General features: G+C 66.4%; 13 protein-coding genes and 2 tRNA genes. 9 read left to right on the top strand and 6 right to left on the bottom strand.

Going from position 1 to position 16565, the window contains the following annotated elements:
- Positions 1–42: 42 nt before the first annotated feature.
- On the bottom strand, positions 43–4563 hold the full coding sequence (locus IWX65_RS06375) for an ExeM/NucH family extracellular endonuclease (protein ID WP_196881603.1): 4521 nt from the start codon (positions 4561–4563) through the stop codon (positions 43–45).
- 340 nt (positions 4564–4903) lie between these two features.
- Positions 4904–4991, bottom strand: a tRNA-Ser gene (locus tag IWX65_RS06370).
- Between the two features lie 63 nt (positions 4992–5054).
- On the opposite strand from IWX65_RS06370, the gene IWX65_RS06365 reads away from it, so the two are divergent.
- The 8 genes from IWX65_RS06365 to IWX65_RS06330 all read left to right on the top strand — a co-directional run bounded on the left by IWX65_RS06365 (position 5055) and on the right by IWX65_RS06330 (position 11566).
- A complete protein-coding gene (locus tag IWX65_RS06365) occupies positions 5055–6035 on the top strand; it encodes an NAD(P)H-quinone oxidoreductase (protein ID WP_196881602.1) in 981 nt (326 codons plus the stop codon).
- Positions 6036–6114: 79 nt separating this feature from the next.
- Entirely contained in the window at positions 6115–6315 is a 201-nt protein-coding gene (locus IWX65_RS06360; RefSeq protein WP_196881601.1) for a hypothetical protein, read from the top strand.
- Positions 6316–6451: 136 nt separating this feature from the next.
- Positions 6452–8725, top strand: coding sequence for a carbon starvation CstA family protein (locus tag IWX65_RS06355; protein ID WP_196881600.1), 2274 nt, complete (start codon positions 6452–6454; stop codon positions 8723–8725).
- Positions 8725–8934 carry a YbdD/YjiX family protein gene (locus IWX65_RS06350; protein WP_196881599.1) on the top strand — a complete coding sequence of 70 codons (210 nt, stop codon included), beginning with the start codon at positions 8725–8727 and terminating at the stop codon, positions 8932–8934. Before IWX65_RS06355 ends, IWX65_RS06350 begins: the two co-directional genes overlap by 1 nt.
- Before the next feature lie 119 nt (positions 8935–9053).
- Positions 9054–9581: a bacterial proteasome activator family protein gene (locus IWX65_RS06345; RefSeq protein ID WP_196881598.1), complete on the top strand. Its 528-nt coding sequence runs from the start codon at positions 9054–9056 to the stop codon at positions 9579–9581.
- Between the two features lie 6 nt (positions 9582–9587).
- Positions 9588–10037: a hypothetical protein gene (locus tag IWX65_RS06340; protein WP_196881597.1), complete on the top strand. Its 450-nt coding sequence runs from the start codon at positions 9588–9590 to the stop codon at positions 10035–10037.
- Positions 10038–10123: 86 nt separating this feature from the next.
- Positions 10124–10963, top strand: coding sequence for an aldo/keto reductase (locus IWX65_RS06335; RefSeq protein ID WP_334683717.1), 840 nt, complete (start codon positions 10124–10126; stop codon positions 10961–10963).
- A gap of 360 nt (positions 10964–11323) precedes the next feature.
- Entirely contained in the window at positions 11324–11566 is a 243-nt protein-coding gene (locus tag IWX65_RS06330; protein WP_026548814.1) for a hypothetical protein, read from the top strand.
- A 170-nt stretch (positions 11567–11736) separates the two neighbouring features.
- On the opposite strand, the gene IWX65_RS06325 is transcribed toward IWX65_RS06330, so the two are convergent.
- The 4 genes from IWX65_RS06325 to tmk all read right to left on the bottom strand — a co-directional run bounded on the left by IWX65_RS06325 (position 11737) and on the right by tmk (position 15276).
- Positions 11737–11809, bottom strand: a tRNA-Thr gene (locus IWX65_RS06325).
- A gap of 85 nt (positions 11810–11894) precedes the next feature.
- Positions 11895–13472, bottom strand: a complete 1578-nt coding sequence (locus IWX65_RS06320; protein ID WP_196881595.1) for an alpha/beta hydrolase — start codon at positions 13470–13472, stop codon at positions 11895–11897.
- Positions 13469–14632, bottom strand: coding sequence for a DNA polymerase III subunit delta' (locus IWX65_RS06315; RefSeq protein WP_196881594.1), 1164 nt, complete (start codon positions 14630–14632; stop codon positions 13469–13471). The genes IWX65_RS06320 and IWX65_RS06315 overlap by 4 nt, the downstream gene beginning before the upstream one ends.
- The gene (gene tmk / locus IWX65_RS06310; protein ID WP_334683699.1) at positions 14629–15276 is read right to left on the bottom strand and encodes a dTMP kinase; all 648 of its coding nucleotides are present in this window, start codon (positions 15274–15276) and stop codon (positions 14629–14631) included. Before tmk ends, IWX65_RS06315 begins: the two co-directional genes overlap by 4 nt.
- 116 nt (positions 15277–15392) lie before the next feature.
- On the opposite strand from tmk, the gene IWX65_RS06305 reads away from it, so the two are divergent.
- On the top strand, positions 15393–16562 hold the full coding sequence (locus IWX65_RS06305) for a trans-sulfuration enzyme family protein (protein WP_196881593.1): 1170 nt from the start codon (positions 15393–15395) through the stop codon (positions 16560–16562).
- Positions 16563–16565: the final 3 nt, after the last annotated feature.

Genomic DNA, 16565 nt, shown 5'->3' with positions numbered 1-16565 from the left:
GAACTACCGCGGGGGTCCTGCCGATTCTCGGTCGGGCGCCAGTTAGCCCCTTGCCTTTCCGGGAGGCGTGCACTTCTTGCCCTGCTTCTCGTGCTCGGCCTTTTCAGACGCGTCCGTGCCCTTTTCGGGCTCGGCTCCCCTGCCGGGCTTGTCCTTGCCGCAGATCGGCAGGGCCGGTTCCACCGGCACCTCGGGGACCATCGCTTCAACCGTCACAGGCAGGGTGACGGTGGTCTGCGATTCACCTGCCACCAGGACGATGCTGCCCGCACCGCTCGCGCTCGCCGGAACCGTAACGGCCACCGCAGCGGCACCGCCGCTGACCGGGAACGATCCCAGGTCGGTCGACGAGCCGTCCGCCGCGACGTACTTCGCCGTGAGCGAGGTGTTGACCGGGCTCCCCAAGGAAGTGAGATCCAGCTTCGAGACGTTGAAGGACACGGCATCCCCGGCCCGGACTGCGGACGGGGCGCCCTGGACAACCATTCCGCGCCGGTCGAACGACGGCGAGAGCGGGCTGTTGGCCTTGATGTAGTCGATCCAGGCGTTCCGGTCCACGAGGCCCGATTCACGGGTGTCGGTACCCTGACGGAAAACCGTGAAGTTGTCGCCACCCTGCGCCAGGAAGCTGAAGGTGCCCACACGGTAGGCGCGTGCAGGGTCGAGGGGCGAACCATCGACGGTCACCGACGTGATGCGGGACCCACGCTCGAGAGCGGGATCGTAGGTGTAGCTGACGTTGTCGGACAGGCCGAGCGCCAGGAAGCCGCGCGAGTTGCCGTCCGGCTGCCACTGCTGCTCCAGGACCTCCTTGAACTGCGCACCGGTCAGGGTGGTGGTCCAGAGGTCGTTCACGAAGGGCAGGACGGCGTTGGCTTCGGCGAAGGTCACCACACCGTCCGGGGAATGGTAGAGCTCGTTGCGGAGCCCACCCGGATTGACCACGCCGATCTCTGCTGCACCGCGTTCCGCCGAGCCGAGGCTCGAGCGGAGGGAGTCGGCCACGAGGTTTCCGAGGGTCGACTCCGATCCGCGGTCGTCGCGGCCGGTTCCCGTGAACGCCGTCGTGATGTCAGCGGTGACCGAACCGACCGGCTGGTTGCCGATGACTGCGGCCTGGGCGAGTGCGCTGTCCACGATGCGCTTGACCTCGGCGACGCGGGGGAAAGTGGAGGTGAGCGACGCGTCGGTGTCAGTGGTCCGTGCAACGTTCTGCGCGGTGTACGCCTGGACATCCCCGGTGGCGTCGTCGACGGTCAGGGTGATCTGACCGACGAACTCGCCGTAGGAACCCGTCTGCAGGATGGGGCGGGTCTTGCCCTCGACACCCGGAACCGGGCCGTCCCACGCGTACTGCTTGTGGGTGTGGCCGGTGAAGATGGCATCGACCAGGGGCGAGGTCTCCGTGGCAATCCTGGCGAAGGATCCGCCTGCCGCGATTTCCTGCTCGATGGTGGCTCCCTCGACCACGCCGTCTCCGGCGCCGTCGTGGTACTCGGCGACGATCACATCGGCGAGGTCCTGTGCCTCGATCTCCTTGGCGACGCGGTTGACCGCCTCCACGGGATCGCCGAAGTCGATACCGGAGATACCGCCCGGGCTCACCAGCGACGCCGTGGCTTCCGTCACGACACCGATCACTGCGACGTCGATTCCGCTGACGTTGATGATGGAGTATTCCTCGAGCGCCGGATCGACCGTTCCCTTGGCGTAGACGTTGGCGCCGAGGTACGGGAAGTCCGCGAGGTCGGCCACGCGGCCCGACAGATCCTCCGTGCCCGCATCGAACTCGTGGTTCCCCACAGCCGAAGCGCGCAGCTCAAGGGCATTCAGAACCTCGAGCGTCGGCTTGTCCTGCTGCAGCGAGGAGGGGAAGAGGGAGGCACCGATGTTGTCACCGGCTGACAGGAAGGCTGAGTCACCCTCGGCGAAGCCCGCTTTCAGTTTTTCGACAGTGCCGGCGAACCTCACCGTGTTGGCGTCGATACGGCCATGGAAATCGTTGATGTTGAGGAGGTTCAGTTCACTCGTGGTGTCAGCGGGTGCAGCGTCCACTCCTACGATCACCGGATCGTGGTCGCTTGCGCGGTACGGGTCAGGCGCGTAGTAGTCGGTGATGTTGGTGTTGTACCGGCTGTATTCGAGGGCCACCGACTCTCCCGAGTTGATGTTCCAGGTGTCCACCCCTGCAACAGTCGCATCGGCAGCGGGTGAGGCGAGTACGTGGTCGAGTGAGCCGCTGAGGCCGGAGAAGACGTAGGAGTGCTTGTCCGTCTTTGCGCCCTGGTTGAGGTAGCCGGCTCCATAGAAAACCTGCATCGGATCCTCGGCCGAGTAGGAGTTGAAGTCGCCGGTAAGGAACACCTTGTCGGTTCCCGCCTCGGTCTTCATCCGGTCGGCGAAACCGACCAGCGCCGTCGCCTGCTGGACACGGGCAGCGTTCCAGCCGCCCTGGCCATCGCCGTTGTCGGAGTTGGGGCCGGAGCTCGCGGGTGATCCCTTCGACTTGAAGTGGTTGACGATCGCGAGGAACGTAGTGTCCGCGCCGCCGCCGACCGGCCGAAAGGCCTGTGCGAGGGGCTTGCGGGCATTCGAGAACGCGACGTCGTCGTCGAGGATGACCGATTCGTCGACCGGCTCCGCGACAGCCTTCCTGTAGATGAGGGCCGTTCGGATCACGTCCTCGTTCTCCAGTGCGGGAACCGCTTCCGGTGAACGGACGTAGTCCCAGACGCCGGGCGCGCGCTCGTTCAGCGCAGCAGTGAGGGTGGCGAGGGCGCTGTCGCGGTCCTTGCCGAACTTGGCCGAGTTCTCGATTTCCATGAGGGTGACGACGTCGGCGTCGAGCTCGCTGATCGCGGCGACGATCTTCGCTTCCTGGCGCTCGAAACTCGCCGTCGTGGCTGCGCCGCGGGCGTCACAGCCGCCACGGACGGTCAGCGGGTTGCCCTGACGGTCGTTGTAGTACGAGCATCCAGTCAGCTGGTCGCCCGTTGTCGAGAAGTAGTTGAGCACGTTGAACGAGGCAATCTTCAGGTCGCCCCCGACATTCTCGGGAGAGGCCGGCCTGCTGCCCGAGAACGTGACCGGCTGGACGGCTGCCGCATTTGAGGCGTTCAGCTCAGTCACCGGCTGGAACTTCCAGGCGCTGTTCCGGTAATCGAGAACCACCGGCGCCGTGAATCCAGCGGTGTACCCCACGCGCACCGGCTGGGTCTGCGTCAGATACGGCAGCGCCCGGTCCTGGTTCGCTGAGGAGAGGAAATTGGTGGAGGCGCCGTCGTCGAGCTTGATGCCACGGGCCGCGTTGTCGGCCACCACGGCGGCGTTCTCCGCAGTGCCCGGGCGCGCAACCTCGGTAGGTTGCAGCAACGGCGCGGATCCGGACGCAAGACCGATCTCGCCGTACTGGTTCAGGCTGTAGTTGTCCGCAACCGTGAAAGCATCGGTCGGCTGGAGGAGCATGCCCTCAACTGCTTCGCGTGCTACCTCGCTGGCCGGCAGCGCGATACCCGACGCCTTGACCTCTTCGGCCGCTTCGGCGATCTTCGTGGTACCGCCTGCAGCGACGGTCAGCTGGGTCATCCCAAAGGTTTCACCCACCGTGCCGGTGACCTCGACGTAGTCGCCGATGGCGACGGTACCGACCGTGGGAGGCGAATAGACGAAGATCGCGTCGGAAGCATTCTGGTCCGCGGTGGCACCTGTTCCGGGGGTCTGGAGGAAGTACCCGTCGAACCCACCGGTGGGATACGCGGCCGTGACCTTGCCGCGCGTCGTGGCCACCTGGCCGGCCAGCGGAGAGGTTGCGTTTTTTCCCTGGATGTCGCGGATCGGCACCACGGCTCCCGGGACGGGCGGCGTCTCGGGCTCGGGCGGAGGGGGCAGCTCACCCGCAGTGCCCGAGGCATTCGTCGGCGTGACGGTGGCTGAGAGTGAGAAGTCCGCCGCGTTGTTGTCCGTGTCGACAAAGCCTGTGCGGTTGATCGACTTCGGGTTCGTCGTACCGCCCGGCCCGGCGGCCTTTGCGGTTTCGAAGCTGGTGGAGTCATAGCCGAGGAGGTCAACGACACCCGGGTGGCCCGCGGTGGGACCGGCGGGCAGAACGCCCACGTTCGCGCTCTGGTCCGAGAGGACCAGTACTCCGCCGCCGGCGGCCCAGGAGGTTCCCATGGACGCGTCCGGAGTCGGCACGGGCTGGGCGGTGGACGTGGAAACGTTCGAGGTTCCCTGGATGAGGTAGTAGCCCTTGGCGGCGATGCTCCCGCTGAGTCGGACCATGCCGGTTGGGCTTGTTCCACTGGCGGAGCGGTACTGCAGCGACCACCCCTCCAGGCTCACTGCGGCATCCGTGGGGTTGTACAGCTCCACGAACTTGTTCTTGAAGGGAGCGCCGGCGCTTCCTCCGTTGACATAGGCCTCGTTGATGATGACGCCGGAGGCGGCAACTGCCGTCGTGCCGGGTAGTTCCCCTGCAATTGCCGGGAGTGCTGTTGCCGGTGCGGCCAGCAGGCCCACCGACAGCGCCGCACAAAGCGCGCCCTTCACTGACGAATTGATCATCCGCTGTTTTCTCCTTGGACCTGGCTCGTTCCAGCCGCGAGTGGTGCTTGATCAGTTACGAGATATCCGGTGTTTCGAACTTGGGGCACACCGTATGTGACGCATGTGACATTTGTTCCCCCGGGCAGAAGCAAACCAGAGAAGAATGAACGGCGGGTTATCGACACGGCGGCAATGTGAAATCCGGGTTGATTCCGGATTGGGAGAGAGTCGACCGGCCTCTGCGGTGTGGTGTCAGGCGGGCATCGGCCGGGTGTCCGTCCCACGAGACGAGTAAGGCCGGTCGGAGCAATCCCTCGATTGCCTCAACCGGCCCTGAACCGCAGACTCTGCGCTCTCGCGGAAGGTAAGAGATTCGAACTCTTGGTACGGGGTTACCGCACACTGGTTTTCAAGACCAGCTCCATCGGCCGCTCGGACAACCTTCCCGGGGATAGTGTTTCACGGGTGAACGTGTTGGGCCAAAATCTCGAACCGTGAAGGAATCCCCCATGTTGGCGGTTGTTCTCAGCTCATCCGGCGGACCAGAGGTCCTTCGTCCCACCGATGTACCCGCGCCGGTCCTGAAGGAGGGGGAGGTGCTGATCGACGTCGTCGCTGCCGGGTTGAACCGGGCGGACGTGCAGCAGCGGCTCGGCGTCTATCCGCCACCGGCCGGGGCCTCGGAATATCCCGGGCTCGAGGTTTCCGGCCGTATTGCCGACTCGAACGGGTCCCGCTTTGCCACCGGCGCTGCGGTGGTGGCGCTTCTGGCGGGGGGAGGCTATGCCGAGCAGGTTGCGGTTCCGGCAGGCCAGGTTCTCGAGGCGCCGACGGGGGTGGACCTCCTGGAGGCGGCGGCCCTGCCCGAGACCGCCGCTACCGTGTACTCCAACCTTTTCCTGTCCGCCGACCTCACGGCAGGCGAAACGGTCCTCATCCATGGTGCTTCCGGCGGTATCGGGACCATGGCGATCCAGCTCGCGCTCGCCTTCGGCGCCGTCCCGCTGGTCACGGCAGGCTCGAACGAAAAACTGCGGTTCGCAGAATCCCTCGGCGCACGCACCCTGATCAACTACCGCGAGCAGGATTTCGTCGAGGAGGTGAGGCGGGCCACCGATGGTGCAGGTGTCGACGTGATCCTCGACGTCGTCGGCGCGAAATACCTTGGGCGGAATGTCGATGCCCTGGCCGTGAACGGGCGCCTCGTCGTCATCGGGCTGCAGGGCGGGGCGAAGGCCGAGCTGAACCTCGGGGCCCTCATGGCGAAGCGCGCAAGCGTTACCGGCACCACGCTGCGGTCACGCCCGTCCGTGGAGAAGGCAGCCATTATGGCTGCAGTTGGCCGTGAGGTGTGGCCCCTCGTTGCCGCGGGGCAAGTACGGACCGCGGTCAACCGCACGTTCCCGCTCAGCGAGGCGGCGGAGGCGCACGCCTATTTCGATTCCGGCCGGCATACGGGCAAGATTCTCCTCACGACGGGCCGCATCTGAGGCGCAGCCGGGCTTCCGGTCGTCAAATTGTTGTGGAATCGTTGAAGGATCAGCGCAACGCCCACCCAGGAGGTATGTCATGACGGTTCACCACGACGGCGAGAAGGAAGCAGGCCTGAGCAAGGCCGCGGAAAGTTTCACCGACAACCTTGCCGACCAGGTTCCCGACGGTGTGGACAGCGGCCCGCAGGATACCGCCAACGAGGGCGAGGACCCCCGCACCTCCACGCATGCGAGCCTGAGCGAAGGGTCCAACGCGAAGGACGACGACGGCCGCTGACGTACTATCGGCGCCGCCCGGCGCAGTGCTTCTACCGTTGGGCGATTCGCTCGCTTGCATGCGCCGATCATGTGACGTAGGCCTCAACGGATTGCTATCTTCGTGTGGTTAACCCCCTTCGTTCCCGAGGAGCATCATGAGTCATTCCAACGGGTCCTACCGGCACGACGACGTGCTGGTCTCCGACCCGGATTTGCCGCCCACCGCCGTCGATCCGCAGGTGGCGGAAGAAGAAGAGCGTCGCTGGACGCCAACGAAGATCGCGATCTGGGTAGGAATCGCACTGCTGGGTGGTTTCTCCTGGACCATGCTGGCCCTGGTGCGTGGCGAAACCGTCAATGCCATCTGGTTCGTCTTCGCCGCCGTCTGCACCTACCTCATCGCCTACCGCTTCTACTCCAAGCTGATCGAGCGCAAGCTCCTGAAGCCGGATGACCGCCGGGCCACCCCGGCCGAGTACAAGGCCGACGGCAAGGATTACGCGGCTACTGACCGACGCGTCCTGTACGGGCACCACTTCGCCGCCATCGCCGGCGCCGGTCCGCTCGTCGGACCCGTGCTGGCCGCCCAGATGGGTTACCTTCCCGGCACGCTCTGGATCATCATCGGCGTGATCCTCGCCGGCGCGGTGCAGGACTACCTGGTGATGTTCTTCTCGATGCGGCGGGGAGGGCGTTCCCTGGGGCAGATGGCCCGTGAAGAGCTCGGCCTGATCGGCGGCACCGCCGCCCTGATCGCCACCCTCACCATCATGATCATCATCGTCGCGATCCTCGCGCTCGTCGTGGTCAACGCCCTGGGTGAAAGCCCGTGGGGTGTCTTCTCCGTCTCCATGACCATCCCCATCGCGCTCTTCATGGGCGTCTACCTGCGCTACCTGCGCCCGGGCAAGGTCACCGAGGTCTCGGCCATCGGGTTCGTCCTGCTGATGCTCGCCATCATCGCCGGCGGCTGGATCTCCGAAACCACCTGGGGCGTCGAGATCTTCACGCTCGACCGCATCACCATCGCTTGGGGCATCATCATCTACGGCTTCATTGCCGCAGTGCTTCCCGTCTGGCTGCTCCTGGCCCCCCGCGACTATCTTTCGACCTTCATGAAAATCGGCACCATCGTCATGCTGGCCGTCGCCATCGTCATCACCAGGCCCGAGATCACCTCGCCTGCAGTGACCGAATATGCGACGACGGGAGCCGGACCGGTAGTGCCGGGGACACTCTTCCCCTTCCTCTTCGTCACTATCGCCTGCGGCGCGCTGTCCGGGTTCCATGCCCTGATAGCCTCGGGCACCACACCCAAGATGATCCAGAAGGAACGCCAGACCCGGTTCATCGGCTACGGCGGCATGCTCATGGAGTCCTTCGTCGCGATCATGGCCCTCGTCGCGGCCCTGTCGATCGACCGCGGCATCTACTTCGCCATGAACTCCTCCGCGGCCGCCACCGGCGGAACCATCGAGGGTGCGGTCGCTTTCGTCAACGGCCTCGGTCTCGCCGGAGTGAACCTCGCTCCCGAAGCGCTGAGCCAGCTGGCCGCGAACGTCGGCGAGGAGTCGGTGGTGTCGCGCACGGGCGGTGCCCCCACCCTGGCTGTCGGCATTGCACAGATCATGCAGGGCCTGATCGGCGGGCCGGGGATGATGGCGTTCTGGTACCACTTCGCCATCATGTTCGAAGCGCTGTTCATCCTCACTGCAGTCGATGCAGGAACCCGTGTTGCACGGTTCATGCTGCAGGACAGCATCGGCAACTTCGCCCCCCGTTTCCGCGACACCTCGTGGCGGACCGGAGCCTGGATCTGCACGGCGATCATGGTGGCCGGCTGGGGAGCGATCCTGATCATGGGCGTCACCGACCCGCTCGGCGGCATCAACACCCTGTTCCCGCTGTTCGGTATCGCCAACCAGCTCCTCGCGGCTATCGCGCTCGCGGTCTGCATGGCGATCTGCGCCAAGAAGGGTGTCGTCAATTACCTGTGGATTCCCGCGCTGCCGCTGGCGTTCGCTTCCGTGGTGACCATCTCGGCGTCGTTCCTGAAGATCTTCTCGCCCGTTCCCAACATCGGCTACTGGGCCCAGCACAATGCCTTCAAGGGTGCGCTGGCTGCCGGAGAGGAAAGCTTCGGCACTGCCCAGAGCGTCGCGGCAATGGAGGCAGTGGTCCGCAACACCTTCATCCAGGGCACGCTGTCGATCGTCTTCGTGGTGCTGTCGATCATCGTGATTGCCACCGCGATCATCGCCACCATCAAGGCGATCCGGCAGGGCGGCGGAACCGATACCGAGGATACTCAGGTTGCCTCGCGGTCCTACGCCCCGTCGGGATTCCTGGCCACACCGGCTGAGAAGGAGCTCGAAGCACAGTGGACTGCGCTCGAGCCCGGCAAGCGTCCGGCAAGAACGGGCCACTGATGAGTATCAACCTTGCCCTTGGAAGGGCACGGAAGGCTGCCCGCGGTGTCGCGTGGCTGTTCAAGGGAGTGATGGGCGAGAACGCCTACCAGGCGTACCTCGACCATCACGCGAAGACGCACGTAGCGGAGCCTCCGATGACGGAGCGGGAGTTCTGGCGGGACAAGACGGACCGCCAGGACGTGAACCCCGAAGGGCGCTGCTGCTAGCAGTCTTCGAAACGATGCCCGGTCGGGCTGCTTTTTCCAGGGCAGCCGGGCCGGGCATCGTCGTCGGACCGACGTCGTCGTAACCGGTATGGGTTCTCCAATCGTGAGAATATAGGCCCATGACTGAACAGCAGCCCAACGACGACGGCAAGGCCGCGCCCCTCGCCGAGCTTGTCGACAAGCCTGCCAAGGTCATGCGGATCGGGACCATGCTAAAGCAGTTGCTCGAGGAGGTCCGATCGTCGCCGCTGGACGACGCCGGGCGTGTCCGCCTTGCCTCCATCCACGAACGCTCGATGAAGGAGCTCGAGGATGGACTCGCCCCCGAACTCGTCCAGGAACTGCACCGCATCCACCTGCCTTTCAATGACGACTCCGCCCCCACCGACGCCGAGTTGAGGGTGGCGCAGGCGCAGTTGGTCGGTTGGCTCGAAGGGCTCTTCCACGGCATCCAGACCGCCCTCGCCGCCCAGCACATGGCGAACCAGCAGCTCGCCGCACGCTTGCAGCTGCGCCAGCTGCCGCCGGGTACCCAGATTGCGCCAGGCGTGGTGATCGGGGAGGACGGCGAACCCAAGCGCGTCCAGGGTGTGCCGAACGTGTCCCTCACGCCCGAGGATCCGCACGGCCCCGGCCAGTACCTCTAGCAACCGGTGGCTTTTTTCGCTGCGGCCCGGCAGGGGCGCAAGGACGACGTCGAGCTGGGCAGTGGCGTCTGGAGGCGGGCGCATGACCGCTTCCGCCGCGGGCTGGACCGCTACCACCAGATTCTTGAGGGCACCGAGGACGACGACGTCTACAGCGAGCTCGTCGAGATCGCCAACCAGCTGGGGGAGATGCTTCCGAGGGTCCGAAGCGTCTGCGTGGAAGCGCAGCGGCGTTCGCCCAGCAGCGGACTCGACATCCCCGGGGCAATGGTGCAGGTCCACCGGGCGCTTTCCAAGGCAGGCAATACGCTGGCGACGACGGCGGAAGCCGCCGCGATGACCCGGCTCGACGGCGAACGCTGGGGAGTGGCTTCCGTCGGGCTCGGGAACGTTCGCCGACGGGCCGAGCTGGTGGCGGAGGACGTGGCGGAAGCGGAGCGCCAGCTCCAGGGTTGACACGCAACCTGGAGGTTTCCGCGATTTCCCGAAATAATTCCGGCACCACGCCGGTTGCCGCCTATATGACTACTTCACCCAATGTTCTGACCGCATCCCCGAATCTGACGTTCAACGACGGCCACACCATTCCCCAGCTCGGGTACGGCGTGTGGCAGGTCGAGGACAAGGTTGCCGAGGACGTCGTCGGCACGGCGTTCACTGTGGGTTACCGCCACATCGACACCGCCAGGATCTACGGCAACGAGGCAGGTGTGGGCCGCGCCATCGCGTCGTCCGGCCTGGCACGGGATGACATGTTCATCACCACCAAGGTGTGGAACGCCGACCAGGGGTATGAAAGCACCCTGAAGGCCTTCGAGGAGTCGATGGAACGCCTCGGCCTGGAAACCCTGGACCTGTACCTGATCCACTGGCTGCAGCCGAAGCAGGGCAAGTACGTGGACACCTGGAAGGCCCTCGTCGAGCTCCAGAAGCAGGGCCGGGTCAAGAGCATCGGCGTCTCCAACTTCACCGTCGAGGCGCTCCAGGAGATCATCGACGCCACGGGCGTGGTGCCCGTCATCAACCAGGTGGAAACCCACCCCTACCTGAACCAGGCCGAGCTTCGGGCGTTCGAGGAGAGCAAGGGCATCCTCCACGAGGCGTGGTCACCCCTCGGCTCCGGGAAGGGTCTGCTCGATGACCCGACACTGCAGGAGATCGCTGCCAAGCGGAACGCCACCCCTGCACAGGTGGTCCTCGCCTGGCACCTCGCACTCGGCAGCGTGGTCATCCCCAAGTCCGTGACCGAGTCCCGCATCCGTGAGAACTTCGAGTCCTTGAAGGTCACGCTCGAGGACGGCGACATCGAAGCGATCAACGCACTCGACAAGGGCGCGGAAGGCCGCATCGGCGCTGATCCTGCGACGGCGGACTTCGCCTGAGCAACAGGTTTCCTGAACGACAGTTCCGCTGATCAACCACCTGTGGCGGCCACCCGACTCGGGTGGCCGCCACAGGTGCTTGATCAGCGGGATCGTTCCCTTCCGGGGGCGGGGTGCCTGCGAACGGCGGCCGCTCAAACCGCCCGTATCAGCTCCGCCCGGAGGGGCCAGGCTGCGCCGTCGCCGCCGGTTCCGCTGCGGTGGGAGCGCCGTCGTCGACTCCGATGGAATATAGCAGCGCTTAACAGCAATCAGGGCGGTTTGGCGAGTGCCTGCCGCTGATTTTTCTTTTTATTGCCTCGGCTTTCGGGCGCGCCATAGCCTGACACCACCTGTTCATTTCGACTATGGAGGTGCCACATGGCTACAGGAGAAACAGGGTTCGACGACGTCTCGTTCGACCTCATCTCGCTGCAGTACCACTCGCTGAAAGCGGGCCACGACTACGGGCAGTACGTACGTGATGCCCGTAACGCCGGCCGCGACGACATCGCTGACTTCTTCGAGCAGGTCATGGCGCAGGACTCCGAGCGGGCCGCCAAGTGCCATGCCTTCCTCGGGGAGCTGACGGGGTCGGCGGAATCCGGGCCGGCGCTGAGCTGACCCGGCGCGCCGTCCCACCCTCGATCCCCGCTGATCAAGCACGTATGGTGGCCATTCGCGCAGCGAAGCCGCCACAACCGCTTGATCAGCGGGGGTGTGGGGAACGCCGGGAACGGCAATCTCGCGCACAGGAAAACCCCCGGCCGCATGCGGTCCGGGGGTTTTGCGTGAGCCTCCTGCCAGAGTCGAACTGGCGACCTTCTCATTACGAGTGAGACGCTCTACCGACTGAGCTAAGGAGGCATGTTTCATGATTCGGAAGTTTCCGGGAGGTCAATCCACAAGCAATAACTGTATAAGAGCGGAAGCCCGCTGGTCAAAGCGGCGCTCAGCAGCGCACACCGTCCTCCGGCACCGTTCCGTCCACGAAGTAGGAATCCACGACGTCGCCGATGCAGTCATTCGAGCGCCCGTAGGCCGTGTGGCCCTCGCCTTCCCACGTGACATGCACTGCCGATTCCAACTGGTCGGCAAGGGCAAGCGACCACTCATAGGGGGTTGCCGGATCTCCGGTTGTGCCGATCACGAGCATCGGCCCGGCTCCGGCAGCACTGACGGGCACCGGTTCGAGCACCGGGCCGTAGGCCCAGGGCGCGCACGTCACTCCTCCGTAGGCGAGGAGCGCCCCGAACGTGGGGGACGCAGCCACGAGCTCTTCCCTGTCCTTGGCCATCTGCGCCGGATCCGACGTCATCGGGTAGTCCAGGCAGTTGATGGCCAAAAAGGCCTCGGTGGCATTCGTGGCGTACGTTCCGTCCGGGCTGCGCTCCGCGGCGAGGTCCGCGAGGTACAGCATGTCGCTGACGTCACCGTTCAGTGCGCTCTCGACGGCGGTGGTCAGGGTGGGCCAGTTGGCGTTGTCGTAGAGCGGGAGGATGAAACCCTGCACGAAGGTGCCCACGGTGACCAGCCGCCCGTCCTTCGCGCGTTGCGGCTCCTCCTCGATCGAGGCGAACAGGGCCTGCACCGCGGCGACGCCCTCGTCGACGGTCCCCGGTAGCGGACATTCGTCGCCCGACTGGCAGTCGGCGATGTACGCGCGGAGTGCCTCCTCGAAAGCCGCAGCCTGCCCCAGCGTCACCTGCTCGCTGGAGAGCGACGGGTCGATGGCGCCGTCGAGCACCATGCGGCCCACCCGGTCAGGGAAGAGTTCCGCGTAGGTGGCGCCCAGTTGGGTCCCGTAGGAGAACCCGAGGAAGTTCAGTCGAGGGTCATTCACAATGGCCCGCAGGATGTCCATGTCCCGCGCGGCGCTCTCGGTGTCGACGTAGCCCAGTAGTTCCCCGGTGCGTTCGGCGCACAGGTCGGCGAAGATCCGGGCTTCCTCGGTCAGGAGGGCCAGTGCTTCCTCGTCGGAAGCGCCGGCGGGGATGAACTGCTCGCGCGCCACGTCCTTCTCGGCGTCGGTGCGGCACTCCACTGCGCTGGAGCGGTTGACGCCGCGGGGATCGAAGCCGACGACGTCGTAGGTTTCCCGCAGCCTGTCACTCGTGACGAACTCCACCGCGTTCTTCACGATGTTGTAGCCCGATCCACCGGGCCCGCCCGGGTTGACGAGGATGGTGCCCTGGGCCTCGCCGTCGGCGTCGGACCGGATCGCCGCGATCTCGATGGTGTCCCGCCCCGGGTCGTCGTAATCCAGGGGCACCTCCACAGTGGCGCACGCGAACTCCTCCTCGCACGGCTCCCACACCACCTGCTGGCTGTAGAACGGGTCCAGCTCTCCGGGCACCTCGCCCACCACGGTGGGGTCGGCGCTGGCGGCTCCCGTCTCGGGCGCGTCGCCGTCCTGGCCGGGGAACAGCGAGCATCCCGACAGGGCAAGCGCGAGCACGGAACCGGCGGCGAGCGCACCCCACCGACGACGGCGGGGCGGGGCGGGACTGCCGTCCGGTGCGGATTTCATCGCGCAAGGTCCTTTCGGGACAGAAGGCTCACGGCCATGGCTTCGATGGCGAGGAGCGGAGACACATTGGTGGTCACGAGCCGCGTCCGCACCTCGTTGATGGCCTCGATATGGAGGAGCGTATCCTCGGCGCTGCCGTTGCCGGCGAACGCCTCGAGGTCGGGACGGAGCGGCTCGTTGACGAGCTCCCGCGGGCTGGACAGCTGGAGCATGAGGACGTCCCGGTAGAACGAGATGAGGTCCGTCAGTGCCCGGTCGAAGTAGTCGTTCTTCGACCGCTTCGCCCGCCGCGTCTGGTCCTCCTCCAGGCGCTTGACCTGGGCCCGCATCGACGGCGGGAGCGTGCCCGTCTCGGGGGCGCCGAGGGCGGTCAGCAGCGCCGCACGCTCCTGCGCATCCCGTTGCTCGAAGGAGCTCTGCGCTTCCGCTTCGGCGAGCTTCACGAGGTCGGCAGCCGCCTTCATGGCCCCGGATACCGAGTGCAGCGTGAGCGGGAGCCGGACGATCTGGTTGCGGCGCTCGCGGGCGCCGTCGTCGGTGGCCAGTCTCCGGGCCACGCCGATGTGGCTCTGCGCGGCACGCGCCGCAGCTTCCGCCGTCGCCGGGTCGATGCCGTCGCGGGCCACCAGCAGTTCGGCGACATCACGGACCGGTGGGAGCCGCAGGCTCACCGAGCGGCAGCGCGAGCGGATGGTGACCAGCACGTCACCCGGACTCGGCGCGCACAGTAGCCATATCGTTCGGGGCGGGGGCTCCTCGATGGCCTTGAGAAGCACATTGGTGCTGCGCTCCTGCATGCGGTCGGCGTCCTCGACCACAATCACCCGCCAGCGCCCGGTGGAGGGTTTGTCCTGCGCCTTGCGGACCAGCTCGCGGGCTTCGTCGATGGTGATCGTCACCTTTTCGGTGGTGACGTTGGTGAGGTCGGCGTGCGATCCTGCCAGTACCGTCCGGCAGGCCTTGCAGGTCCCGCAACCGCGTTCATCGAGCGCTTCGCGGTCGCAGAGCAGGGCGGCGGCGAAGGCCCTCGCCGCATTGGAGCGCCCTGAACCGGGCGGGCCGGTGAAGAGCCACGCGTGGGTGGGGGTGCCGGACTGCGACGCACGCTTGAGCTGCTCGACGACGGATTCCTGCCCCCGGAGCTCCGACCAGACGCTCATGCGAGCCGTTCAAGGACGGCGTCGAGGATCTTCCGGCCGAGTTGGTCTTTCACGCCGTCGGCGGGCAGCACCAGATAGCGGTCCGGGCTCTTCCCGGCGAGCGCGAGGAACTGCGCCCGGATGCGCTCGTGGAAGGGATCAGGTTCGGATTCCAGGCGGTCCTCCAAAGCGTCCTGCGCCGTCCGCCGGCTGCGTCCCTCGGCGGGCTCCACATCGAGCAGGACCGTCAGGTCGGGGCGCAACCCATCCACGGCCCATCGGTTCACGTCGAGGACGGCCTGCGCCCCGAGCTCGCGCCCCGCACCCTGGTATGCGACCGAGGAATCAACATAGCGGTCACAGGCGACGACGTCGCCGCGCGCCAGTGCGGGCAGGATCACCTGCGCCACGTGGGCGGCCCGTGAGGCCGCGAAGAGAAGCGCCTCGGTGCGTGCGTCGATCTCACCCTGGCCGTGTTCAAGGACGAGGCTGCGGAGCTTTTCGCCCACCGGGGTCCCACCCGGCTCGCGGGTACGCAGTACCGGAATGCCCGCGGCCCCCAGTGCTTCGCACAGGAGGGAGGCCTGGGTGGATTTTCCGGCGCCGTCGCCGCCCTCGAAGGCAACGAAGAGCCCGGGCAGGCCGTGGGGTTTCTCGGAAGTCACCCTTCAAGCCTACCGAGTGCTGCGCACAGTGCCCGCCTGACGGATGCGCGAGGCTCGCTTCCCTCGGTGGGCGTCGTAATTCCCGGACACGAGCCCCCGCCAACTACCCTGATCCAATGAGCCATTCCGCTGAGGACATGCACCTGGCCCCGGACACCCTCGTGGTTGCCGCAGGCCGCCCCCTCCGGGAACACGATGCACCAGTGAACCCGTCGATCGTCCTCTCCTCCACCTTTCTCGGCACCCGCGCCCCGGAACCGGGCGACCGCGTGTACGGACGCATGTCGAACCCCGCCTGGGACCCCTTCGAGGAGGCGCTCGGCCGGCTCGAAGGAGCCGATCACCCCGCGCTGGTCTTCAGCTCCGGGCTCGGGGCAGCCGCCGCAGCCCTGTCCCTGGTCCCTACGGGCGGCGTCGTCATCATGCCGAAGCATGCCTATGCCGGTTCCCTCAGCCTCGCCCACGCCGAAGCGCAGCTCGGACGCTTCGCCCTGCGGACCGTGGACATCGCCGACACCGCAGCCGTCCTCGCCGAAATCGAGGACCTCAAGGGCGAGCAGCTGATGCTGTGGCTCGAGAGCCCGACCAACCCGATGCTCGAAGTCGCCGAAACGGCAGTCCTTACTAGGGCTGCCCACGCCGCCGGCGCGCTCGTCGTCGCCGACAACACCTTCAATACGCCGATCATCAGCCGACCGCTCGAGGACGGCGTGGACGTGGTGCTGCATTCGGTCACCAAGTGGCTCGCGGGACACTCCGACGTCGTCCTCGGTGCGCTCGTCACCTCCGATGCCGCCCTCCGCGCCACGCTGCTGGCCCACCGGACCCTCCGCGGCGCCATCGCCGGTCCGTTCGAGGTGTGGCTCGCGCTTCGCGGCATGCGGACCCTCGCGCTCCGCATGGAACGCAGTCAGTCCAACGCCGCGATCCTCGCCGAGCGCCTCGCAGGGCACCCCGCCGTCTCCCGCGTCCGATACCCAGGGCTTCCGCAGGATCCCGGACACCAGCGTGCCAGGGAACAGCTGAACGGCTTCGGGGGCATCGTCAGCATCGAGCTGACCGGCGGCCTTCCCGCCGCCGACGCCCTGATCGATGCTGTGCGCCTCTGGCTTCCGGCAACGTCCCTGGGTGGGGTCGAGTCACTCATCGAACGACGACGCCGCCAGCCGGCCGAGCCGGTCACCGTTCCCGCAGACCTGGTGCGGCTGTCGGTGGGCATCGAGAACGTCGAGGACCTCTGGCGGGACCTCGATGGTGCCCTCACGGCAGCCGGACAGCTAAGCTGATTC

The organism is Arthrobacter sp. CAN_A214 (assembly GCF_015751955.1).
Taxonomy (GTDB): domain Bacteria; phylum Actinomycetota; class Actinomycetes; order Actinomycetales; family Micrococcaceae; genus Arthrobacter_D.
The sequence above is the reverse complement of the archived record's forward strand: the minus strand, read 5'-3'. Positions and strand labels throughout refer to the sequence as shown.

Excerpts from the sequence above, each read along its gene's own strand:
- IWX65_RS06375 (WP_196881603.1), bottom strand. The coding sequence starts at position 4,563 with ATGATCAATTCGTCAGTGAAGGGCGCGCTTTGTGCGGCGCTGTCGGTG.
- IWX65_RS06365 (WP_196881602.1), top strand. The coding sequence starts at position 5,055 with ATGTTGGCGGTTGTTCTCAGCTCATCCGGCGGACCAGAGGTCCTTCGT.
- IWX65_RS06360 (WP_196881601.1), top strand. The coding sequence starts at position 6,115 with ATGACGGTTCACCACGACGGCGAGAAGGAAGCAGGCCTGAGCAAGGCC.
- IWX65_RS06355 (WP_196881600.1), top strand. The coding sequence starts at position 6,452 with ATGAGTCATTCCAACGGGTCCTACCGGCACGACGACGTGCTGGTCTCC.
- IWX65_RS06350 (WP_196881599.1), top strand. The coding sequence starts at position 8,725 with ATGAGTATCAACCTTGCCCTTGGAAGGGCACGGAAGGCTGCCCGCGGT.
- IWX65_RS06345 (WP_196881598.1), top strand. The coding sequence starts at position 9,054 with ATGACTGAACAGCAGCCCAACGACGACGGCAAGGCCGCGCCCCTCGCC.
- IWX65_RS06330 (WP_026548814.1), top strand. The coding sequence starts at position 11,324 with ATGGCTACAGGAGAAACAGGGTTCGACGACGTCTCGTTCGACCTCATC.
- IWX65_RS06320 (WP_196881595.1), bottom strand. The coding sequence starts at position 13,472 with ATGAAATCCGCACCGGACGGCAGTCCCGCCCCGCCCCGCCGTCGTCGG.
- IWX65_RS06315 (WP_196881594.1), bottom strand. The coding sequence starts at position 14,632 with ATGAGCGTCTGGTCGGAGCTCCGGGGGCAGGAATCCGTCGTCGAGCAG.
- IWX65_RS06305 (WP_196881593.1), top strand. The coding sequence starts at position 15,393 with ATGAGCCATTCCGCTGAGGACATGCACCTGGCCCCGGACACCCTCGTG.